The sequence below is a fragment of the Kitasatospora sp. NPDC001119 genome, from assembly GCF_053598475.1.
The window spans coordinates 23,117-45,472 of sequence record NZ_JBSFKI010000056.1; the positions used below are offsets into that span (position 1 = coordinate 23,117).

Annotated in this window: 23 protein-coding genes; 18 read left to right on the top strand and 5 right to left on the bottom strand. The window is 71.8% G+C overall.

The annotated features are described in order from the left end of the window. Positions 1–50 precede the first annotated feature (50 nt). The 12 genes from ACWDD9_RS39985 to ACWDD9_RS40040 all read left to right on the top strand — a co-directional run bounded on the left by ACWDD9_RS39985 (position 51) and on the right by ACWDD9_RS40040 (position 11,762). Positions 51–872, top strand: a complete 822-nt coding sequence (locus tag ACWDD9_RS39985) for a GntR family transcriptional regulator (RefSeq protein WP_449814320.1) — start codon at positions 51–53, stop codon at positions 870–872. Next, on the top strand, positions 869–1,642 hold the full coding sequence (locus ACWDD9_RS39990) for a glycosyltransferase family 2 protein (RefSeq protein ID WP_449814321.1): 774 nt from the start codon (positions 869–871) through the stop codon (positions 1,640–1,642). Before ACWDD9_RS39985 ends, ACWDD9_RS39990 begins: the two co-directional genes overlap by 4 nt. Continuing rightward, positions 1,639–2,385, top strand: coding sequence for a glycosyltransferase family 2 protein (locus ACWDD9_RS39995; protein WP_449814322.1), 747 nt, complete (start codon positions 1,639–1,641; stop codon positions 2,383–2,385). The genes ACWDD9_RS39990 and ACWDD9_RS39995 overlap by 4 nt, the downstream gene beginning before the upstream one ends. A 492-nt stretch (positions 2,386–2,877) precedes the next feature. Further along, complete coding sequence (locus ACWDD9_RS40000) at positions 2,878–4,026, top strand: hypothetical protein (RefSeq protein WP_449814323.1); 1,149 nt, start codon at positions 2,878–2,880, stop codon at positions 4,024–4,026. An 87-nt stretch (positions 4,027–4,113) separates the two neighbouring features. Continuing rightward, entirely contained in the window at positions 4,114–5,622 is a 1,509-nt protein-coding gene (dnaB, locus tag ACWDD9_RS40005; RefSeq protein WP_449814324.1) for a replicative DNA helicase, read from the top strand. 281 nt (positions 5,623–5,903) lie between these two features. Continuing rightward, positions 5,904–8,441, top strand: coding sequence for a telomere-associated protein Tap (tap, locus tag ACWDD9_RS40010; RefSeq protein WP_449814325.1), 2,538 nt, complete (start codon positions 5,904–5,906; stop codon positions 8,439–8,441). Between the two features lie 118 nt (positions 8,442–8,559). Next, positions 8,560–9,108, top strand: coding sequence for a telomere-protecting terminal protein Tpg (gene tpg / locus ACWDD9_RS40015; RefSeq protein ID WP_449814326.1), 549 nt, complete (start codon positions 8,560–8,562; stop codon positions 9,106–9,108). A gap of 115 nt (positions 9,109–9,223) precedes the next feature. Next, complete coding sequence (locus tag ACWDD9_RS40020; protein ID WP_449814327.1) at positions 9,224–9,490, top strand: hypothetical protein; 267 nt, start codon at positions 9,224–9,226, stop codon at positions 9,488–9,490. Positions 9,491–9,583: 93 nt separating this feature from the next. Continuing rightward, positions 9,584–9,916 carry a hypothetical protein gene (locus tag ACWDD9_RS40025; protein WP_449814328.1) on the top strand — a complete coding sequence of 111 codons (333 nt, stop codon included), beginning with the start codon at positions 9,584–9,586 and terminating at the stop codon, positions 9,914–9,916. Between the two features lie 151 nt (positions 9,917–10,067). Next, entirely contained in the window at positions 10,068–10,370 is a 303-nt protein-coding gene (locus ACWDD9_RS40030) for a hypothetical protein (RefSeq protein WP_387831134.1), read from the top strand. 6 nt (positions 10,371–10,376) lie between these two features. After that, positions 10,377–10,697, top strand: a complete 321-nt coding sequence (locus tag ACWDD9_RS40035; protein WP_449814329.1) for a hypothetical protein — start codon at positions 10,377–10,379, stop codon at positions 10,695–10,697. 453 nt (positions 10,698–11,150) lie between these two features. Then, a complete protein-coding gene (locus ACWDD9_RS40040; RefSeq protein ID WP_449814330.1) occupies positions 11,151–11,762 on the top strand; it encodes a hypothetical protein in 612 nt (203 codons plus the stop codon). Between the two features lie 49 nt (positions 11,763–11,811). Here ACWDD9_RS40040 and ACWDD9_RS40045 read toward each other — a convergent pair whose 3' ends face one another. Then, positions 11,812–12,651 carry a hypothetical protein gene (locus tag ACWDD9_RS40045; protein WP_449814331.1) on the bottom strand — a complete coding sequence of 280 codons (840 nt, stop codon included), beginning with the start codon at positions 12,649–12,651 and terminating at the stop codon, positions 11,812–11,814. A gap of 46 nt (positions 12,652–12,697) precedes the next feature. Next, positions 12,698–12,937, bottom strand: a complete 240-nt coding sequence (locus tag ACWDD9_RS40050; protein WP_449814332.1) for a hypothetical protein — start codon at positions 12,935–12,937, stop codon at positions 12,698–12,700. Positions 12,938–13,232: 295 nt separating this feature from the next. On the opposite strand from ACWDD9_RS40050, the gene ACWDD9_RS40055 reads away from it, so the two are divergent. Next, on the top strand, positions 13,233–13,853 hold the full coding sequence (locus tag ACWDD9_RS40055) for a hypothetical protein (protein WP_449814333.1): 621 nt from the start codon (positions 13,233–13,235) through the stop codon (positions 13,851–13,853). On the opposite strand, the gene ACWDD9_RS40060 is transcribed toward ACWDD9_RS40055, so the two are convergent. Both ACWDD9_RS40060 and ACWDD9_RS40065 read right to left on the bottom strand, forming a co-directional pair. Continuing rightward, positions 13,835–14,344, bottom strand: a complete 510-nt coding sequence (locus ACWDD9_RS40060; protein ID WP_449814334.1) for a hypothetical protein — start codon at positions 14,342–14,344, stop codon at positions 13,835–13,837. The two genes, ACWDD9_RS40055 and ACWDD9_RS40060, sit on opposite strands and share 19 nt — an antisense overlap. Before the next feature lie 1,482 nt (positions 14,345–15,826). Continuing rightward, positions 15,827–16,426, bottom strand: coding sequence for a hypothetical protein (locus ACWDD9_RS40065; protein ID WP_449814335.1), 600 nt, complete (start codon positions 16,424–16,426; stop codon positions 15,827–15,829). Positions 16,427–16,569: 143 nt separating this feature from the next. Here ACWDD9_RS40065 and ACWDD9_RS40070 point away from each other — a divergent pair, with 143 nt between their 5' ends. After that, positions 16,570–16,803 carry a hypothetical protein gene (locus ACWDD9_RS40070; RefSeq protein WP_449814336.1) on the top strand — a complete coding sequence of 78 codons (234 nt, stop codon included), beginning with the start codon at positions 16,570–16,572 and terminating at the stop codon, positions 16,801–16,803. A gap of 262 nt (positions 16,804–17,065) precedes the next feature. Continuing rightward, on the top strand, positions 17,066–18,160 hold the full coding sequence (locus tag ACWDD9_RS40075) for a hypothetical protein (protein WP_449814337.1): 1,095 nt from the start codon (positions 17,066–17,068) through the stop codon (positions 18,158–18,160). 7 nt (positions 18,161–18,167) lie between these two features. On the opposite strand, the gene ACWDD9_RS40080 is transcribed toward ACWDD9_RS40075, so the two are convergent. Next, entirely contained in the window at positions 18,168–18,665 is a 498-nt protein-coding gene (locus ACWDD9_RS40080; RefSeq protein WP_449814338.1) for a hypothetical protein, read from the bottom strand. A gap of 566 nt (positions 18,666–19,231) precedes the next feature. Here ACWDD9_RS40080 and ACWDD9_RS40085 point away from each other — a divergent pair. The 3 genes from ACWDD9_RS40085 (at position 19,232) to ACWDD9_RS40095 (ending at position 21,761) form a co-directional block, all read left to right on the top strand. After that, complete coding sequence (locus ACWDD9_RS40085; protein ID WP_449814339.1) at positions 19,232–20,914, top strand: replication-relaxation family protein; 1,683 nt, start codon at positions 19,232–19,234, stop codon at positions 20,912–20,914. 254 nt (positions 20,915–21,168) lie between these two features. Then, a complete protein-coding gene (locus tag ACWDD9_RS40090; protein ID WP_449814340.1) occupies positions 21,169–21,414 on the top strand; it encodes a hypothetical protein in 246 nt (81 codons plus the stop codon). Further along, on the top strand, positions 21,411–21,761 hold the full coding sequence (locus tag ACWDD9_RS40095) for a type II toxin-antitoxin system PemK/MazF family toxin (protein WP_449814341.1): 351 nt from the start codon (positions 21,411–21,413) through the stop codon (positions 21,759–21,761). Before ACWDD9_RS40090 ends, ACWDD9_RS40095 begins: the two co-directional genes overlap by 4 nt. Positions 21,762–22,356: the final 595 nt, after the last annotated feature.

A 22,356-nucleotide genomic window follows, 5' to 3' on the forward strand; every position in this document is an offset into this window, starting at 1 on the left:
CTTTCATGAAAGGTCTTGCCTTCGTGTCTCCAGGGTGAAAAGGTTCAGCCATGAGCACACGAGACCCTCGGCCTACGCAGAGGCTGATCACCGAGCTGACGGAGGCCATCTCCCGCGGTGACCAACCCGGGCTGCAGCCGGGCGACCAGTTCCCCACAACCAGCGCCTTCGCCACCCAGCACGGGGTCAGCCCCCAGACCGCCAGCAAGGTGATCCAAGCGCTGAAGGGCGCCGGCCTCCTCTCCGGAGCGGCCGGGGGCAAGACGTGGGTTCGCGTGCCGCCCGTCATGGCGGTGCGCGACACGAAGCGATACCTGGACGAGAAGGGCCGCGCGCAACTGACGGATCTGAACGAGCGCGGTGCATTCGGCGTCAGCGAGTACGACACCGGTGTCAAGGTCGACGCACTACACCACAACGGCGTCAAGGTCGATGTGATCCCGGCACCCGAAGACGTCGCCGCCATCCTGCGCCTCGCCCCCGGCGAGAGGGTCCGACAGGTCATCTACGAACGTCGACACCAGGAGAAGGCCGGCCTGAGCCGGTCCACCGCGTATGTTCCCTACGAACTGATCAAGGACAACCCGGACCTCCTCAACGCGGAGAAGCTCGCTCGCTGGCCTGGTGGACTGATGAACGAGCTCTGGACCGTCAGGATCGAAGCCGGGGAAATCGTGGATCACGTCACGGTCGCAATGCCGACGGCCGAGGAGAGTCACGACTACGACATTCCGCCGGGCGTGCCCCTGATCCACATCCAAAAGGTCACCTACGACACGACCGGGCGGCCGGTGGAGGTGGCGTTCATCCCCCTGCCCGGCGACCGCGTCGAGATGGTCTTCCGTACCCCCCTCCCGAGGTGGTCACAGTGAACATCATCAGCGTGATCACCCCCGTCTACGACGGCGGACACCACTTCCTCGGGAAGGCATACGAGTCGCTGCTGGCCCAGGAACTGCCCGACGGCTGGGGCTGGCAGTGGGTGGTTCAGGAGGACGGCGAAACCGGAGTTCCGAGGGGGGCGCTTCCCGACGATCCGCGAATCTCGTACGGCACGGGCCGCCGCGGCGGCGCGGCGATGGCACGAACGATGGCGCTGGCCCGAGTCAAGGGCCCGGTGGTCCGACCGCTCGATGCAGACGACCTCCTGCCCCCTGGTGCCTTGCATCGGGGGATCGAGGCCCTGATCGAGCACCCCGGGGTGGGTTGGGTGGTTTCGCCGGCACTCGACTTGCTGCCCGACGGCACGCTGCATGGATCGCCGATCGACCCGCCGCCTGGACTCTTGGCCCCAGGGCTGATCGCCGACAGTTACCGCGCCGAGGCATTCGCCGTGATGGGCACGACCGTGACGGTCTACACCGATCTGCTGCACGCGGTCGGCGGCTGGCCGGCCGTCCCGGCCTCCGAGGACGTGGCGTTGCTCGTCCTGCTGGAGGCGGTCTCCCCTGGATGGATGCTGGCCGAGCCGGGCGAGATCTACCGCAAGCACCCGGCCCAGGTGACCGCCCAGGCGGCGCACTGGGATCAGGCCGAGCGCGACGCACTCGCGTCCGTGCTGCTCACCCGACTCGACGCGCTGCGCCAGCTCGGCTGGCACTGGACCCCCACCACCGACCTCACTGCGAAGGCAACCTCGTGACCAACCTGATCTCCATCGTCACCCCGGTCTACGGACCCGGCGTCCAGTTCCTGCCGGAGGCGTACAAGTCGCTGCTCGACCAGGAACTGCCCGATGGCTGGACCTGGGAGTGGCTCGTCCAGGAAGACGGCGACGACGTCGGCGCGGCTGGCCACCTGCCGACCGACGACTCGCGCATCCGGATCTCCGCCTCCCGGCGAGGCGGCCCGCAGGTGGCCAGGACCGTGGCGTTCGGCCGGTCATGCGGCTCTCTGATCAAAGTGGTCGACGCCGACGACCTGCTCCCGGCCGGTACTCTGCACCGAGACATCACGGTCCTGACGGACCACCCGGAGGTCGGCTGGACCACCTCCCGGGTGCTCGACCTCTTGGAGGACGGCAGCACCCGCGGCTTCGACATGGACCCGCCGGAGGGAATCCTCAGCAGCGGCACCGTCCTGGAGCATTGGAAGCAGCACCGCCGCGCCCAGGTCCACCCCGCTACCCTCTGCGCCCGCCGCGAGCTGGTCGCGCTGCTCGGGGGCTGGCTTGCCCTGCCGGCCTCCGGCGACACCGGCTTGTTGCTCGGGCTCGACGCTCTAAGCAGCGGCTGGTTCATCCCGGAGGTCGGCATGATGTACCGCCTTCACGAGCACCAGATCACCCGCCACCCTCACCACTCGACCGGCGAGGAGTGGGAAGCCCGGATGAACGTGATGCGGGAACGCGCCGAGGCCCTTCACGCCTGGATCAAGCGTTCCTGAGAGCCGAGAACTCTATCCACAGGCGAGGCGTCCCACGCTGACCCCGACGGACACGCCCGCTGGGGTCAGCCATTCGTGAACGGTCTCATCGGGGGTCTAGGCTCCTGACGAACTGTTGCCATCACAACTGAACATGAACATGCGAAAGCGGCCCCACCAATTCCGCCAAGAATCTGGGCCGCTCTCGTTGACCTAACCAATTAGCTGTTGTCGGTCCGACGGTACCAGTCGTACCCGGCTCCCGGCGAGAGACACCTGTCTCCTCGCCCGGCCGGGCGATCACCTGGTGCCGTCGGACTGGCAACAGCGGGAAAGAGAGCACTCGTTGCACCGCCCCGCCCCCCGGCGCCGCCGTGTCGTCCCGGCCGCGCCGTTCACCGGTGACGCACGTCACCCCGTCTCGGGTCACACCACCCAGATCCGTCCCTGCCACCGTCCGGCCGTCCAGGCCGCGCCGGTCCTGGTGCCCGTCGCCGGATCGGAGGTGACCAGGTGAGCTCCCAGACCGCCCAGAGCCAGCCCGAGAGCAACTCCATCAGCCAGCGCGGACCGGTCCCCTCGGTGTCGGTGTTCGCTCACATGCGCGGCGGCCCTACACGAGTTGTGTACCCACTAGACCTGCTGATCCTGGTGGAGCTCGGCTTCATGTTCGGTGAGCAGGCCCGCCAGCCGCAGGACGCGGCCCCCCTGATCGTCACCCCTTCCGCGCTGGTCGAGCGCCTCCAGGGCCAGGGCGTCGTCAGCGCCAACGGCTCCGGCCTGGTCTCCCGGAACTCGGTGTACGACTCGTTCAAGCGCCTCATCGAGAAGGGGTACATCCGCCGGATCAACCTCCGGTCCGAGGACGGCCGACACTCCGCAGGCGTGGCCTATGAGTACTACGAGTGGCCCGCCTACAACCCGGACTACCGGCCCGACGCCGATCCGGCTGATGACGAATCTCCGCAGGTCAGGCCTGCTTCCGGCAATGCCGGAAGCAGCAATGCCAAAAGCAGAGAGCGAACCGGCACAAAAAAGCGATCTCCGCAGGTCAGGCCTGCTTCCGGCAATGCCGGAAGCAGCAATGCCGAAAGCAGAGGCCGCCGACGGACGTTTCCGCAGGTCAGGTCTGCTTCCGGCAATGGCGAATTGGTTCCACACCTCCAGGAGGAGGTAACTACCTCCTCCCCCAGCCCCCTCACGGACACCACCGGTCGCGTGCCGGCTGCGCCGGGGGAGGAGGAGGGGAGGGTCTTCGACCCGAAGGAAACCGCAGCCGCCGTTCGGTTCCTCCAGCTGCTCCCGCCGCCGTGGTCGGTCGGTAGGGCGAAGGCCAAGGCCCTCGCCTGGGCGCTCCTGGACGCGATGGCCGATCAGGGTTGGCCGAGGATCACCGAACTGGACGACCGGTCCCACCGACTGCTGGTGGGCCAGCTGGTCAAGAACCCCGAGAAGGTCAACAACTACAGCTCGGTGCTGGAGAAGTACCGCATCCCGGACCTGCCGTTGTTTGAGGCCGTGGCTGGTGTGAGCAGCATCCCGTCCCAGAACGGGCAGTCCCGGCCGCCGCGGCTGCCGAAGGCGGACCCGGACTTCAAGCCGGTCCCGGCTCCGGCCGAGGTGGCCAATCTGCTGGCCTCGCTTCGCAAGCCGAACATCTGACCCTGCCCGACCCTCGACAGCACGACACGGCCGCCGGAAGAACCTCGCCAGGCCCCGGTGGCCGTGTCCGGACCCCAGGAGTGACCCGTGGAATCCACCGCGAGCGTACCCACCCAGCACGTCCCGGACGAGATCGACTGGGCCGACACCGAGCCGCCGGCCGAGGAGGCGTCGCCGAAGGCCCGGCGCCGCAAGGCGAAGCCGGAGCGGGCCGAGACCGGCTTCGAGCGGGTGCCGCCGGGCGGCCGGGACGAGGACCTGACGGCCGAGCAGTCCGTGCTCGGCGGCATGTTGCTGTCGTCGTCGGCCATCATCGACGTCTCCAACGTGCTCAGCCCGGACGACTACTACCGGCCCGCGCACCAGACGATCCACCGCGCGATCCTCGACCTGCACAAGCGCAAGGAGCCGGCCGACCCGATCACCGTCGCCCGCGAGCTCGGCAAGCTCGGCGAGCTGGAGCGTGTGGGCGGCGCCTCGTACCTGCACACCCTGGTCAACTCGGTGCCCACCGCGGCGAACGCCGAGTACTACGCCGAGGGCGTGCGCGAGCAGGCGGTGCTGCGCCGCCTGGTGGAGGCCGGCACCCGGATCGTCGGCATGGGCTACGCCGGTGAGGGCGAGATCGACGAGATCGCCGCCGCCGCCGCGGCCGAGATCGCGGCCGTGGTGGAGACCCGCGGCCGCGAGGACGACTTCGTGCTGCCGCGCGACACCGTCGGCACCACCCTCGACAACATCGAGGCCGCCGGCACCCGGACGGGCATCACCGGCGTGCCGACCGGCTTTGCCGACCTGGACGCGCTCACCCAGGGCTGGCAGCCCGGCCAGGTGATCATCGTCGCGGGACGGCCGGGCCACGGGAAGTCGACGGTGGCCATGGACTTCGCACGGGCCTGCACCATGCCGCGCAACGCCGCGGACCAGCCGATCGAGGGCGCCGGGAGGGCGGCCGCGTTCATCACGCTGGAGATGTCGGTCGACGAGCTGAACATGCGGGCCCTGTCGGCGGAAGCCAAGGTCGGGCTGCACCACCTGCGGGCCGGAACCCTGACCGACGAGTCCTGGCACAGCCTGGCCGTAGCCGCCCCGCGCTACAGCGACGCCCCGCTCTACATCAACGAGTCCGCCCAGTCGCTGCCCGAGATCCAGGCCAAGTGCCGCCGGCTCAAGCACCGCGTGCCGGCGCTGTCGCTGATCATCATCGACTACGTCCAGCTCATCACCGCCGGCACCAAGCGGCGCGGCGACGACAACCGCCAGCAGGAGGTCTCCGACATCAGCCGCAACATCAAGCTGCTGGCCAAGGAGCTCGGCATTCCGATCATCATCCTGGCCCAGCTCAACCGCGGCCCCGAGATGCGCACCGACAAGACCCCGATGGTCGCCGACCTGCGCGAATCCGGCTCGCTGGAGCAGGACGCCGACATCATCATCCTGCTGCACCGCCCCGACGCCTACGAGAAGGAGCACCCCCGCGCGGGCGAGGTCGACCTGATCGTCGGCAAGCACCGCAACGGCCCGACCGCGACGATCACCCTGGCCGCGCAGCTCCACTACTCGCGTTTCGTCGATATGACCCGCGACGTTACGTGAGGTGTGTGGAGCCCCAGCTCCAACGCGGCGTCAGCCCTCGGCCCCTGAAGGGCGCGAGAAACAGCCTGAGCGCCCCACAGAGCGCCTGGCAGCCCCGCCCGCGCCGGAGGGGCCGGGCGGGGCCGTGATCGCCCGATAGAAGGCCTTGCGTGCGTGGCTGGTGACCAGACCCAGCTGTCAGCAGTGCGCCCTCGGCATGCCCCGAATCGGTGATGTTCGTTTGAAATGTGCGATCCATAAGTTACTTTCACGCTAGGGTGTGTGGTGGAGGTGAGGTGTCGATGAGTGAGGACCTGTTCGCGTCGATCGATGCGCTGCTGGCCCGGCCGAAGCCGGTGGAAGACCTGCCGGTCCCGGCCGAGCGGGAGCGGCTGCGCAAGGCCGGCGACTACACCCAGGAGGAGCTGGCCGCGGCGCTGAAGACCCGCAGGGAGACGATCGTGCGCTGGGAGGCCGGGACGAGCGAGCCCCGCCCGCCCAAGCGCGAGGTGTACATCCGGTTCCTCGCGACGCTGGCGCTGCAGCATGGCACGGTCGAGCCCACCGAGTGGCTGCGCCGCGCGCAGGCCGCCGGCCTCGTGCGGCCCCTCGACCGGCCGCCGACCGCCCCGGCCGTGGCCGCCGTACCCGCCGAGACGGCGCGGCAGCCGGCTGTCCCGGAGTCCGCCGCCGCTGCAGTGGCCCCGCCGCCGGAGCCCGGGGTGTTCACCGCCGCCGCGGTGGCCGGGCAGCCGACGCCGGTGGCGCCGGCCGCGTTCGGCGGCGGGCAGCCGGATCAGGCCGTGGTGGAACTCGACCGGACGGCGGCCGGGGACCTGGTCGCCGCCGAGCCCGCGCCGTGTGTGCGGTGCGGCCGGCCGACGCCGTACCGCTCGCAGGGCCGCCCGGTGCACATGGGCGGCTGGTGCGCCCCCGCCCCCGCCGGACAGTCGGCGGCCGCCGTGGTGTTGCCGGAGCCGGCCGTCTCGGTCGCTCCGGTCGCTGCGCCCCGCCAGGCCGTCCCCGGCGCCCCCGCGCCGACGCCGGTTCGGCGTGGTACGCCGTCCCGCCCCGCCACCGGTGCGGTGTCGCGGGGGCGGAAGACGGCGGCGAAGAAGCCGGCCGCCGAGGCGGGCCCGGCGGACTGGGAGGCCGCGGCGGCCGCGCGGTTCCCGGCCGGGCCGCTCGCGGTGGTGGACGTCGCCCCGTCTGGCAAGGGCCTGGTCGCCTACCTCGCCGACGGCACCCAGGCGCCGACCACCCCGGCCGGGCGCGCCCTGGCCGACGTCGTCGAGTGGGCTCTGGAGGTGAAGCTCGGGTCGGCCCGGCTGCACCGGCACGGCCGGGACGGCGACGCCCTGGTGGTGCTCACCGACACCGCGCTGGCCGAGATCGGCCTGCCGCCGCTCGGCCGCGACGAGAAGACTGAGTACGTGCCCCGGCTCGGCCAGCTGCCGAAGACCCACAAGGCCGTGAAGCAGGTCGAGAAGGCGGGATGGCTGCTGACCCAGCGGGGCCTGGGGCCCTGGGCCCGGATCTACCGCACCCCCGAGGACGGCAAGCGGCAGTGCGTCCAGCTGTGCATCCCGGCCTGGCACGCCTTCGGCGGCACCAGCGGCTGGAACATCCCCGCAGGCCTCGCCCCGGCCGACCTGGCCCGCCTGCTCGGCACCTACGCCACCCGCGTCCTCACCCCCCGCGGCTCCACCGCCTCCTCCGGCCTGGAGCTCGTCACCGCGCTGCGCCCACCGACCATGGCGGTGCGCACCGAGGCCGGCTGGAAGTCCGGGCCGGTGGAAGGCTCCCGACAGCGGGCGCTGCAGCCGGCGCCGCCAGAGGTGCCCTCGATCCACCCGCTTGCCCAGGGCCGCCCGGCCGACGGAGAACTGATCACCGAGGCATGGGACTGGTTCCGCGAGCTCACCACCGAGGAAGCCGCGGCACCGTTCGCGGTGGGCCTCGACATCAACACCGCCTTCCTGGCGGCGGCTGGCCGGCTCTCCCTGCCCCTGTCCGACGCAGTCCACGAGCTGAACCCCGTCTTCGACAAGCGCATCCCCGGCTCCTGGTGGGTCGACCTCTCCCACGTGGAGACGGACCCGCTGCTCCCCTCGCCGTTCTCCCAGGACGGCGAGCGGCCGACCGGCCCCGGCTGGTACACCACGGTGAAGGTCGCGTACGCGATCGAGCTCGGCTTCGACGTGGCGCCGACCGAGGGGTGGCTGCGGCACGAGCACGGGCCCTACCTCGACCCGTGGCACAAGCGCCTCCGGGCGGCGTACGTCGACACCATGGCAGCTCTCGGCATCCCGCTCGACCTGGCCGACCGCGACCCGGCCGCGTTCCTCGACGCGATGGCGGCCCTCAAGAGCGCTGGCGACCCGGCCGAGCTGGCCGTCCTGGCCGCCATCAAGCAGACCGCGAAGGCCACCATCGGCGCCTTCCGCCAGCGCCCCAGGGGCCAGCGCAACTACAAGCCGGGCGAGCCCTGGGCAGCCCTGGAGCGGCCGACCTGGGAGCCGCTCACCCGCGCCTTGGTCATCGACACCGCCACCATCAACCTGCACCGCAAGCTCCGCAAGATGCACAGCGAGACCGGCCTGCGCCCGCTCGCGGTGCTGTCCGACTGCGCGGTCTTCGCCTCCCCGGGCCCCGGCGCGCTCGACGTCCTCACCAAGCCGGACGGCACCCTCACCACCGCGCTGCGCCTCGGCGTCAGCCCCGGGCACGTGAAGTTCGAGGGCTCCCGGCCGATCGCGGAGATCGTCGAACTGCTCGCGGACGGGGCGAACCCGGCCAGCAACATCAAGCCGGGCGGCGTCGTCTCCGACGACGAGTAGCACCCGGCCGGCCAGGCCACGAGGCCCGGCCGGCCGTGGCCATCAGCAGCGGTCGCCGACCGGCGGCCGGGCAGGCCGCCCACCACCGCACTGCCACCCTCCACGGAAGGAGACCTCGATGGGGGAGATCGACGAGGGCCTGGAGCGCGCCGAGCGCACCCGCCCGATCCCGCAGTCCACCGCCGCCCGGATGCGGTTCCTGCTCAAGGGCACGAAGGGCTCCACCAAGCAGCTCGCCCAGGAGCTCGGCGTCAGCCAGCGCACCGTGCAGCGCTGGCTCAAGGGCCAGGGCACCCCCAAGCCCGCAGCCGCGAAGAAGGTCGAGCAGCAAGTCCGGGCGAAGTGGCAGCCCAGGGTGAAGGACCGCACCCGCAAGGCCGCCGAGACCAACGGCTTCACCCTCCACATCAGCGGCGCCTTCGGCTTCACCTCATCCGCCGGCTCTACCGACGACCCCCGCGACCGGGTCCTGGAGAACTTGAAGATGCCCGGCAGCGTCGCCCAGGCCCTCTACGCGCTGCGCGACGCCGGAGCCACCGAAGCCGAACAGGAAGAGCTGCTCGCCAACGCCCTGCGCGAGCACTACTTCAAGGACAACGGCCACCGCGCCCGCGGCGTCTCGAAGGTCGAGCTCAACAGCCTCAACTGGATGGACATCGAACTCTGACCCCCTCCGACACCCTCCGTGTCGCCAAAAACACCGTCCCGGCCGCTCCCAAGCGGCCGGGACTTTCTATTTACGCGACCCGAACAGAAAACACCGACGAAATTCGGAGAACGAAATGAGCGACCACTTCGACCACACCGACGACGACCGTCTGCCGCTGACCGTCGTCCACGACCTGCTCAGCGGCCAGCTGATGATGCCGACCGCCGCCGTCACCCTCCTGCTGCGCACCATCGCCGCCAACTGGACCGCCTCCCCCTGCGAGGACACCGACTGCCGCCGGACTGCGGAGTTCTACGCCGCCGACCTCACCGGCTACGCCGACCAGCTCGACGTCCAGTGCATCGCAGCCACCGGCCGGGAAGCCGACCCCGCCGGCTGACCCTGCCCGCCGACTGACCCGCCCACCGAGGGCCCGCCCTCCCCACACGGGGAGCCGGGCCCTCTTCGCATGCCCCGGACGAAGGAGACCGCGATGCCGACACTGCACTACACCCCCGCCGCCACCCGCACCCTCACCTGCCTGGAACGCGGACGGCGGGCCGACTCGGTGAAGCTGCGCCGGGTACGCCGCGCGCTCGACCGGCTCGCCGCCGACCCGCGCCACCCCGGCCTGCGCACCCACCGCTACCACGCCCTGCCCGGCCACGCCCACCGCCGCGTCTTCGACTCCTACGTGGAGACCGGCGCCGACGCCTGGCGGATCTACTGGACCTGGGGCGAGGACGCTGGCGCCGGCCACCGTGGGGCCGGCGGCCAGGACAACGGCGCGGTGCTCACCGTGCTGCTGATCGGCCCGCACCGCTGACCGGCCGAGTCTGCCGCTGGGTCCGCTATGGTCGAGTTGGGGTAAGTGGGATTTACCCACTTGCCTGGAGTGGGTACTGTGGGTTCTACCGACAACGAACCGACCCCCTTTAGCTCTACGCCCAGGGGGCCCACCAGGGAGCCAGGGCTTTATGACGATCATGCAGAGTGAGGAGTTCGAGACCGTCGCCGAGACCGAAGTCGACAGCCGCGGCCGGGTGTCCCTCGGCCGGGCCGGCGCCAAGCCGGGCCGCCGCTACCGGGTGGAGTCCAACCCGGACGGAGTCCTGCTGCTGACCCCCGTCGTCTCCATCCCGGAGCGCGAGATGCAGGTGTGGACCGACCCGCTGCTCGCCGAACGCATCCGCGCCGGCATCGAGCAGGCGCAGCGCGGCGAGACCGTCGATCTCGGCGACTTCTCGAAGTACCTCGACCACGAAGACGGTGAGGAATAGAGCACGGTGCACGTTCTGCGGTTCACCGAAGACGCCGCCGAGACGCTGCGGCGCCTGGCGGCGGGCGCCAAGGCCGACCCGGTCAAGCTGAGGAAGGTCCGCAAGGCCCTCGCCCTGCTCCAGGCTGACCCGCGCTACCCCGGCCTGCACTCCCACCAGTACGAGGCCTTCCCCGGGCACACCACGGAGAAGGTCTGGGACTCCTACGTGGAGAACCACAACGCGTCCGCCTGGCGGATCTACTGGATGTACGGGCCGGACGAGAAGACCGACCAGGGCGAGCCGGTCCCGGTCATCACGGTGCTGGTGATCGGCCCGCACCTGTAGGCCCGAGGTTCGGCGGGGCCGGATTCCAACCGACGGGATCGAGCCCCGCCGATGGCATGTTCGCGGCCGAAATCTTGCAGGTCAAAGCCCTGGCCACCATCGGCGGAGCGGGTCTAGCATTCCCGCCACGGCGGCCCCGCCACAGCACTACCGGGCCGCCGAGCAGAGCAGTCGCGCCATGTCCTTCCCGTGCGGCTGGCCTCCCACCGGCCGGGCCCCGTAGAACGCCCCCCCTTCGTTCCCCGGGACCCGGCCGCCTGCATCCCGCGCTCGCCCGCCCTGCTCCCGCCATCCCCGGCCTCGCTCACCGCCGCCTCCCGCCGCACCCGCTTCTTCTCCCTGTCCACCATCGCCCGTTCCGCAGAGCGGCGCACACGGGAGAACCCGGTCGCCGGGAGTCGGGCCGGGCCTCTACGCTGAGCCGCTCACCGATCCGCGGACCAGGGGGAGAAGATGACGACCGACACCGCCGACGCCGAGCAGCGGCCGTGGCTGCGCACCGAGCACGGCGCCACCATCGGGCACACCGAGGCGTGGTGCTGGGGGCGCACCGTGCGGCTGCAGCTGCGCAGGATCCTGCACGAGGACGACGGCGAGAGCGGCATCATCGACGCTCGCCAGCTGGTGATGGCGCTGCGGATGGTCCTGCGCGGCGCCCAGATGAGCCGCAAGCACCTGACCACCGCCGAGGGCCGGGCGATCCTCGACGAGGGCCTGGCCGCGTTCACCGCCGCCGTTCCCGGCGGCAAGGAGGCCCGGGACGTCATCGAGCACTTCGACGAGTACACCCAGGGCACGGGCTGGCTCCAGCAGCCCGTCCGCCCCCGGCTGCGGGTGCCCGACGAGGAGCAGGCCCAGCGCTTCCACATCGACTTCCGCCGGGACGGCGACGACGGCCTGCAGCGCCCTGTCCTGGTCGTCGGCCCCTACCCGATCGACCTGATCACCGCTGCCGACGCCGCCGAGCGCCTCGAATGCGACATCTACGAAGCGCTGCGCATGGACCAGGGCAACCCCGTACCGCGCGGCTGGGCCTACGACGTCCGAACCATCCCGGCACCCTGACCGCCCCCGCGCCGCCCCGCACCCGGTCCCGGCCGCTGCGCCGCGGCGCTTACCGTTTCTCGCCGTGCCGGGCGAGGAAGTCGCGGGCCTGGCGGGCGCGGTAGTCGTCGTCGACGGCGCGCCAGTCGCCGGTGATGAGGTACCGGCGGCAGGCCAGGAACAGCTCCGGGTCCTCCCCGACGTCGTCGGCGTAGACCGCGAGGACGGTCAGGGCGCTGCGGTCCGAGAGGTGCGCGGGCGCGAGGCGCAGGGCGATCTCGCCCAGTGCCCGGTCGTTCTGCTGCTGCTCGGCGGCCAGGGTTCGGCCGGTGGTGACGTGGCGCCGCCATGCCTCGGTGTTGTACCCGTCGGGCCCGCCGGCGACGGCGAGCTCGGCGATCGGCACGTCCGGGCGCTCGCGCAGTTCGGCGACGGCCCCGGCGACGATCTCGCCGACCCGGCCGGGCTCCAGCGGCGCGCCGCCGGCCTCGGCCTGGGCGTCGGCCAGGCGCTCGGCGATCAGGTCGGTGAGCTCCGCGATCCGGCCCTTGAGGTCGACGACCGCCCGCACCGGTAGCACCAGGCCGGTGTCCCACGCGTGGGACAGCTCGGGGCCCGTCTGGCGGGCGACGACGTCCTCGATCGCCTCGGCCGCGGCCGCCAGGTCGAGCAGCCGGTAGGCGGTCGAGCGGCTCACGCCGAACTCGGCGCTCGCGTACGCGGCCCACCCGCTGTACCCGAGCGCGGTCCACACCCGTGCCTGGTGGGCGGCGCGCACCCGCGCGGCGAGGACCAGGACGGCCGAGCGGACCTCCTCGATCGCATCCCGCAGTTCCCCGGTCAGCCGCCGGGCCTCGGCCTGCGAGGCCGGGCCGACGGGCTCCCGGCTCCGGTCGCCGCGCTCGCCCATACCCGACCCCTTCCCCGGCTCGGGCGCCGGAACCCGGCCGCGAGGGTCAGGCCGCGGCCGGGTCCTGCGCCGGGTCCGCCGGCCGGGCGGCCTGCTTCAGCTTCATGGCGGCCTCGTGCCGGTTGCCGGCCTTGGCCCAGAACGAGTGGGCGTACAGCTCGGCGCCGACCTCGGCGAGCGCGAAGCGGTTCTCCTCGGTCGGGTCGGCGCTCCAGGCGGCCTCGGCGGCGTACCAGCGGCGCTGGAGGGCGAGCAGGTCTTCGGGAAAACCGGAGGAGTCGGACATGCGGCCATCGTAGGTCGCACGCCCGTGCGACCAGCGGCGCCGTGCCCGTGTCGGCGGGGTGAGGTCGACCGGAACGGCCCACAGGCCGCAGCGCGGGCCGATACCGTCGCCAGCAGCGGGCCGGCCCCGGCTGCCCGGGGGCTGGGACAGACCTGGGACACCCCTGTCCCAACACTGTCCCACCGCGCCCGCTATGTCCGGTTTGCTGGGACGGTCCTAGGACTGTCTCACCCCGTTTCCCCAGGTCACAGCGAAACGCGCCCAGACCTGAGACATCGAAGAGCGAAGGAGTCCGGTGACCGACCAGCAGACCACTCACGGGAGCCATCTCGCCGAAGCCGTGATCGCGCTGCTGGCGGCCCACGACCAGCTCGGTGACGAGGCGCTGGCACTGCTGGCAGCCGAGAAGGAGGACACGCCCGAGGGACGCCGGGCCCGGAAGGCGCGCACCGCCCTGCGCGAGGCCGCCGACATGCTGCTGACCGCCGTCCAGACCCTGGCCGCCGTCCACGGAAGCATGGCCCTTGGCATCGACGGCGCGGTCAGCCACACCGCCGACGGTACCCCCGTCACCCTGCTCCCCCAGCTCAGCACCCAGCAGACCCTCCTCCTGGATGCCTGGGAGAGCGTCCAGGATGCGGTCGACCACCTCGACACCAAGACCTTCCCCGCCACCAAGAAGAACCCCGCCCCGGCCCGCGAGCCGGCCCGCACCAGCGGCGCGCTGCTGTGCCTGCGCGAGGGCGTCCTCGCGATCGGCCGCGAGCTGGACGCGCGAGGACTCGGCGGCGACGCCGCCGAGTGCGGGGACAGCGCGCAGCAGCTGGAGCGGCTGGAGGCGCGCGTCTGCCCGCCGTCCGACCGCACCGGCCCGGCCGCCGCCGAGGCCGGCGTTCTTCAGGGCGCCGGGCGCTGAACCGGCGGGTTGGGGGCGGCGGCGCGGCCGGCCTCGACGGCGGCGTCCATCGTGGCGGCGAGGGCGAGCAGCTCGCGCTCCAGGTCGCCGAGCACCGTGCCGGGCATCGCCGCAGCGAGCGCGCAGACCGCGACCAGCGCGATCCGCTCGCCCATCGCCAGCTCGGGCAGTTCCTCGGCGTAGGGGCTGCCGGTGACGACGCCGGCGGACAGGTCGTAGGCCAGCTCCTCGTCCAGCTGCCCCTCGCCGCCGGGGACGACCTCCCGGCCGGCGGCCCGCTCGATCGCGTCGGCGGCCCGCCCCAACACGATGCGGTGCCGCTCCTCCACCTGCCGCTCGGCGAGCCCGCGCACCCACCCGGCCGCCCGCCGCCCCGCCTCGCCCGCCTCGGCGAGCACCTCGTTCACCGCGTGCCGCCGCTCGCGCTCCCGCTGCTCCTGGCCGTCGTCCTCGACAGCCACCTTGTCCACCTGGACGGTCGTGTTCGTCATGGCCGGTGAACTCATCGGGGCCGCCGAGGTCACGGGCGAGGCGACGGGTTTCGCCCCGCCAAGGCTCCCCTTTCGCCCCGCCGCATGGGTTTCATCCCAGGCCGCGGCGGTGACCCGCTCCAGCGAAGGAGCAGGCCGTGTACGGAGCGGCTCCCCGTCGTGCCAATGCGGCCACCGACCCAGGGCCGCCCGGCTACGCGGCCCCCGAGGCGCCTGCCGACCCCGGGCCGCAGCACAGGCCAAGTGAAGGCCCCGTACCAGCCCGCGGTGGGAGGCTCGGGCGGTTCCCAGCGTTCCCGGGGCCGCAAGGGGGTCGAGTGGGCGGCCTGGGTGTCAAGTCGACGCGCCCGGCCAGTCGAAGCCTTCTTCTGGTCATAGTTGTGAGTAGTTGTTCACCTACGCGTTGTTACTGGAGATGCTTTGCTGGCATCACAGTTTCCGGTCGCCAGGGGCGGCTGAAGGTGCTCGCACTCAAGGAGGTAGCTGCCTTGGAAGATTTTGACAGCGTTTCCACGCGAACTCGGCATGGAGAGGTGAGGAAATCGCCTGTTGTGCAGAAAAGGCTTGTTGGGGCACTGGCTGCCACTCTAATGGCACTCGCCGCCGTTTCTCTTGGAGCAGGCACCACGGCCTCGGCATCCCAGATGTCTGCTTCGGCCCTTACTGGGGCAAGTAATCAGCGCTGCCCTGATGAGGTTTGGAGCGGCGGAGATACAGCTTGCCGCATCAGTTACACCGGTTCCAGGTGGTACAACGGCGACTGGGTCGCCGTGCACTGGCGCTCGGAAGGGCAAGCGTGGGTGAACGGATATACCCCCAAGAACGTGGACTACAGGGTGGCAATCCAAGACGACTATGACACGATCTGGTCAAACTGGGCTCGTGGTGGCACTGGCACTGGCCTTTCCGTGGGCACCTCCACTTCCCGCAGCATTGCTGTAGGATTTTTGGTCTACGCGAGCGGGACAACGCTGCGCGTGGAATAGCAAATTCCGCCTGAACTGCGGCGGTTGCAGCAGTGGAAAACTTGAAAGCGCCCAGCCCTGTCAAGGTCGGGCGCTTTCAAAGTAAAGGCGCACATCCGCTGTGGCATGTCGCTGTCGCCACCCGGGCCGTTCACAAGTCTCCCTCGGTGACCAGCGCACCGGATCGCCAGCCTTGAAGCCATGCCCCGCAGCACGCTGGATGCCACCGCGCCACCAGCCGGGCGACCACCGACACAGGGCCGAACCCGGCTACGCTGCCCCCGGGGCGCCTGCCGGACCCGGACGCACAACCACGGGCCGTCGCCGGCGGGCACCGTCGGCTCGGCGATCGGCAGAAGGAGCCGACGGCGGCCGCCCGCGAACGCGAGCGCACCGTACAGCTGCCCGTCGCCGCCCGGGACGACCTCCCAGCTGGCGGCCTGCCAGCCCACCTCGCCCCCTCATCAAGGTCACGCACGGCCGGTGAGTTTCGCCCCGCCAAACTCCCCACCGCAGGTCAGGACCGGTGCGACGCCGGTCCCGCCGCGCGCGGTGCCACGTCGGCGGCGCGGCCGGCGGCGACGGCCTGGTCGAGGTGGTGGGCGAGCTCGGGCAGCTGCCCGACCGGGTCGTTGTCGACGGTGATGGTGCGGGGCATCGCGAGGGCGATCGCGCCCACCGCCGCCAGGGCGAGGCCCTCGCCGGTGGTCAGGCTGCTCTCGTGGACCAGCACCAGCCCGCTGAGGACGAAGGCGAGGTCCTCGTCCACGCCGCCGTCCTCGTCGTCCTCAGGGGCCAGGTCCCGGCCGCAAGCGAGCACCGCGGCCGCGTACTCGGCCAGGCGCCGACTGCCGGTACGGGCGGCAAGCCCCTCCACCCACGCCGCCGCCCGCCCGGCCGCGGCCGCCGCGATCCCCACCGCGGCCGCGACCTGCGCGCGGTACTGCGCCTCGACCCGCGCCGCCTCCATCGCCTCCGCTGGGTCCTGCTGCGCCCGGGCGGCGCGGGCGGCCTCGAAGGCGGCTCGCTCGGCGGCGAAGACCGACACCGCGCCACCACCGCCAACGTGTTCGTCGCGGTGGTGCCGGCCGCCGGGCAGGGGAGTCGGGTTCGTCATGACCGGTGAACTCACCAGCGCCATCAAGGTCACGCCCGGCCGGTGAGTTTCGCCCCGCCAAGCTGGTGCTCTCGCCCCGTCGAGGTTTTCAGGGGCAACGGGTTTACTGAGGGGGCGTCAGGGCATCCAGAAATATTTGGGGCATGAGTACTCAGCATCGACCGTCCGTCACTTCGCCGGCCCCGGACGAGCCCGGCCCGCCCGAACCGCCCTTTCTGTCGCTGCACACAACGGTGGTCCTGCTCGCCGGGCTCGTCATCGGCCTCATCATCGGAGGGCTGACAGCACTCACCGGTGCTCCCATAGCCGCGGCTCCCATCGCCGGGTTGATGAGCGCGGGCGGCAGCATTCCTGTCCTGCGGAGTCTTATCCGGTGACCTGAAAGGCGGGCGGCCTGCGCCCACGTCAGCGGCCGGGCCAGCGAGTTTCGCCCCGCCCGGCCGATGAGTTTCGCCTCGTCGAACTCCTCGCCACCACTACGCGGGTAGTAGCGCCAGGCCATGCTGCACCTGCTGCGGCTTCGTGCCGAAGCGCAACAGACCCCTTGCCCCGCCGAGCTGGCTCCGGGGTTTCGCCCCGCCGCCGGGCGTGGGGCGAAACCTGGACGGGCCGCCGGCCCCGGCGGCTACGATCCCGGCTATGGACAGCGCCCCGCCGACCGCCACCGACCAGCCGGCCGAAGGGGCAGACCAGGCCCGGGTATGTGCGCGGCCCGGCTGCTCGAACCCGGCGCTCAAGGGCCCCACCGGGCGGCCGCGCACCTACTGCTCGCGGTCCTGCCGCAGCAAGGTCGACCGCGCCAAGGCCAAGGCCCGCGACGAAGCAGCACAAGCAGCGGCAGGCCTTGCTGCACCCGCCCCGGCCGCTGCATCGCCCGGTGCAGCAGCCGACCCCGCCGCTGCACCACCCAATGCAGCACCTGCTGCCCCGGCGGCGGCCGTCGGGGCTGACGACGTCCTGGCCCGCTGGGGAGAGGACGGCCGACACCTCCTCGGCGTCGCCGAGGCGCTGCGCCGCCGGCTGACCCGCTTCATGGAGGAGACCGCCGCCGGCGATCCGGCCGCCGCGTTCGCAGAGCTGGCCAAGGTGCTGCCCGTCTACGGCACCCGCGCCTACATGGCCGCGCAGGACATCCGGGACAAGGCCCGCTGGCCTCACCTGAGCGCGCACGAGCGCGTCGTTGCCCGCTCCCGCGAGCGGATCGACCGCTGGGGCCTCGACGGCCCGGACGACGACGGCGCCGCCCCGGAGGAGACAAACGCCTCGCGGAGCGAAACCCTCGCCCCCGACCCGGTCGCTCCCGCTCCGGAGCCGGCCGCCGCGACCGAGGTGGCCGCCGAGGAGGCGCCGCTATGGCAGTCGGCGGCCGACGCCGCCGAGGAAGCCCGGCGCGCGGCGTGCACCGATCCCGAGCGCCGCTTCGACTTCCCCGACCTCCTGGACGACCTGGAGGTCACCTTCGGCCCCGGCTGGGAACTCGGCTCCTGGCTCACCCCCGACGCCAAGGGCGTCCTCCAACTGCGCCACCACAGCAGGCCGGTCGGATGGACCGCGCCCCTGCCCGACGGACCGTGGGGCCAGGCCGGCTGGATCGCCCTCCTCTACCAGCCGCGCGGCACCGCCCGGCTCCTCGTCGACCACTTCTCCCGCCCCAAGACCCATCCCACCGCGGATCTGGCGCTCGACGCCATCCTGCGCGCCCACCGGCCCACCAGGCCGACCCCCGCCCGCTGACCGGCCCTCACCAGGCGCCAGGACCACCATGGTGGTGCCGGGCGATCGCCTCCAGCAGCGCCTGCCGCGCGCCCCACAGCCGGCCTTGCTCGGCGGCCAGGGCGTCGGCCGCCCACACCGGCATCGGTCGCCCGAGCGCCGCCTCGTTCAGCGCCTTCGCCAGCGCGGTGTCGGCCTGCTTCCAGTCCTCCAGCTGCCGGACCAGGCCCCGCACGAAGACGTCGACGGCCCCGGCCGGGTCCCGCCCGTCCTGGCGGGCCTCCTGGGCGACCTCGCCGAGGACGTCCTCGTCCAGGTCCTCGAACACGGCCTCCCACCGCGCGGCCACCAGCCGCTGATGGCCGACCAGCACGCTCTGCAGCCCGTCGTCGACCGACTCCTGCGACCAGGGAAGCGGGGACCGCGGCGCCCGGCCCACGACCGTGAAGGCCCGCCCGGCGACGCCCGGCCCCAACCCGGCGCCGCGCCGAGGGCGGGGAGAGGAAGTGCTGCTCGTGCTGCTCACCTCCGCTCCAACGCCGCTGCCACTCGATTCGTCACCCCGCACCGCAGACCCGGGCAGCACGAGGCCGGCCGACCCGGCGCGCGCGGCCTGCCCGGGGTACGGTTCTGATCAGAGCCTGAGCCGCCGTCACGGCGCGCGTACGGGCCCGGCGAGGCGAAAGAGGCTGCTGGAGTTCCCCGGGTGTCTCCCCGGGGCCGTCCCCGGGTGATGCCCCGGGGGGAAGCATCCGCCGACCTTTCGACATTTCCCCAGCTCAGCCCCAACATTCGGGCCGCCCAGGGCTGCCGACAACCCTCTCCCTTCCCTATCTTTGAGCTGTTGGTGGTTGGTGGTGCAGTTGGGTAGGGCGGGCTCGGGTTCACCGCCAGGTCCAGTGCTGCCCTACCCGCTCCATCGCCGCTGGGGCCCTCCCCCCTTCCCGGCCGGGGAGGCCGGGCGCCTCCCGAAGGTCGGCGCGCGGTGAGGCGGGCGGCGGCGAGCGGCGAGCGGCGGGCGGGGCGGGCCCGGTGTCGGTGGTGTGCGGTACAGCAGAGAAGATCAGCACCACGAACACCAGGGGGCAGGGCATGGACCACGACCAGGACGACGACCACGGCGGCCAGGGCGAGCGGCACGGCGACGAACAGCCGGCCCGGCCCGGCCGGGTGCACTTCCGCCGCTCCGCCCGCAACCCCAACGGCAGCACGGCCCCGCTGCGCGCCGACGTCCTCGCGGCGCTGGGCGTGCTGAAGATCGCCACCTACAAGCAGCTGCACGCCCTGATCGCCGCCGACGAGTACCGCGACCACCACCGCGTGGAGCACGTGGCCGAAGCGGTTCGGGACCTGGAGAAGCACAAACTGGTCGACGTCCGCGGCACCACCTCGCCGCCGGGCCGCCCCGCCTCCAAGACAGCCCCGCTCACCGGAGAAGCTGAGGGAGCCGGAGGAGACGAGGGGACCGCGAAGCCGAAGCCGGGCGGGCCCGGAGCGGAGAAGATCGTCGGCCTCACCCCGCTCGGCCTGGCCGCCGCCGCCGAAGCCCTCGGCGACGACCGCGACATGGGTGGCCACGCCCGCGGCGCCGGCCTCACCGGCGCCCCGCACGCCATGCTCGTCAACGAGCTCATCATCACCGCCGTCACCGGCACCACCACCCACGGCGCCCCGCCCCGCACCGACAAGCGCCAGGCACCGCCACGCCGCGCGCTGCCCACCGGCCCGCTGCCCGGCGGTATCGAGGCCTGGGCCACCGAGACACCCCATACCATCACCGGCAAGGTCAACGTCATCCCCGACGCCGTCGTCCGCCTGCCCGAGCTCGGCATCCCGGTGGCCTTCCTGGAACTTGACCGGGGCACCATGACCGACATCCGCAAGGTCGCCGGCAAGCTCGACAACTACAAGCGGTACTTCGACCGCACCGTCCAGGACGGCGGCCAGGAGCGCCTGGAGGTCGAGGTCCGCTACAACGTCCCCGAACCCGCCTACGGCTACCGGCACCACCGCGCCGTCCGCCCGCCGGTCCTGTTCGTCCTGGACCAGGGGACCAGGGGCAGCCGCCCCCGCTACAGCCCCGAGGCCCTGGAACAGCGCCTCGAAGACCTGCGTAACGCCACCCGGGAGCACTGGCAGGGCCAGGCACACGAGCAGGAGGGCGTCACCTACGCGACCTTCGACGGCAAGATCCCCGTGCTCGGCACCACCGTCGAGCGCCTGCGCGAGCACGGCTGGCAAGGGCCCGCCTGGTGGCGCTTCGGCCGGCCCGGTCGGCACTCCCTCACCGACGCCCTCGACGACGAACCCAACTGGGACCTCATCGCCCAGTGCCGCCAGGAACGCGAGGACCAGGAGAAAGCCGAGGAACGGCGGGCCAAGAAGGCCGAGCAGGACGCCGTCGACGCCAGGTACCGCGCCCGGCTGCTCGCCGCCCGCGCCCACAACGACGCGCTGCACCCGTGCCACACCTGCAAGGGCCCGCTGGGAGGCGCCCACGACTCCGAGGACGAGCTGGACGCGAACGCCGACCCGGACCGCCTGGAGTGCCCGTCCTGCGACCGCCGGCGCCGAACCGCCAAGGGGCGGCCGATCATCCTGGAGCTGCCCACCGCCCGCGCCCTCCGCCGCGCCGAGAAGAACAGCCCGCCCGAGGACGACCCCTGGTGGCAGGTACGCCTTCTCCACGCAAAACGCTGGCCGAAGCAGACCAGAAGCAACGGAGAAACCCCCTACAGCATGACTCAGATTCCGTATGGACGGTCCATTCCGTAGAGCGACAAGAACGGCGCATTGAAGAAATGTTCATTCTTTGGCCGCTATGTCGATTCCAGACATAGCGGCTGAAGCGTTTTCTGTCGCGGAATTACCCGTCTCCAGCAGGGATGCAGAAGCGCTCAGGAAGACCCATGCTCTGGAGAACGAGGGCGCATACCCCGGACGGCCGGCCTCCCGGCGGCCTGCCCGGGACCCCCGGAGGCGCCCCCGTCGGGATGCCAGACGGTATACCTCTGGGTATCCTCGACGGTATGACGATGACGACCATAAAGGTGCAGGCCGGGGTGCGCGACGAGCTCGCGCGCCTGGCGGCCGACGACCTCGGCGGAGTCACGCTGAACGCCGCCCTGGAACACCTGCTGACCGAGCACCGCAAGAGCCAGATCCTCGCCGCCTACGCCCGCTTGGAGGCCGACGGGACCGCCTGGGCCGACTACCAGAACGAGCTGGACCAGTGGGACGGCGTGGCCGGCGACGGCCTGGGCGGTGAGGCGTGAGCCGCAAGTCCGCCCCCTGGCAGGTCTGGATGGCCGACCTGTCCCCGGTCATCGGCTCCGAGCAGGCAGGCCGACGCCCCGTCGTGGTCGTCTCCAGCCCCCTGTTCGCCGCCTTCCCCACTGCCATGGCCATCGTGGTCCCCCTCACCACCGCCGACCGCGGCCTGCCCCACCACGTCCCCGTCACCTCCCGCGATTCCGGCCTCGACCGCCCCAGCTGGGCCCGCACCGACGACGTGCGCACCATCTCCGAGCAACGGCTCCTCGGATCCAGGCCGCTCGGCACCGTCATCGACAAGGAAGCCGACGAGATCCGTACCTACCTGCGGCTCATGATCGACCTCTGACGCCCTGGTCCCGGGCCGCCGCAAGGCCACCCGGGACCGCACCTCGTCCAACCCGCGCAGGGAAAACGGCAGGAATTCCCGACAGTCGAATTCTGAAACACCCCAGCGGAGGCCAGGGCAGGGAATTCTGCCGCCCCGGCGAATTCCCGGAGAGTCAGGATCCACACCGCACATCCGGCAGGGTTTCCTGACAGGCAACAACTGATACACTTGCTGACGTACGGTCACCTGGCAAGCTCGCCACCAGTCCTGGTCCCAGGGTTGGTCCGGCGGTGAACCAGCCCCCGCAGGCTGGAGTGAAGTCGACCTGCACGCGCCCCCGGCGCCCACCCCCTCCCCCCAGTCAGCCTGCCGTGAGTCCAGCCCAAATGCCTGCTCAACGGCTTGAGCAGGCATCAGCCCATCGGCATCATGGAGCGAAGCGGAGTGATGCCGAGGCCCGAGCGGAGCCGGGCCGACCTGACCGAAGGTCAGGTCACGGACACGCGGAGCGGGTCCGCCGGCCGTCCGAAGGGCGGCCGCGAACGGAGGGCCGAAGGCCCAGATCGGAAAAGCGTAGGGTAGGGCAAGAGTGTAAAAAAACAAGTTTATAAAT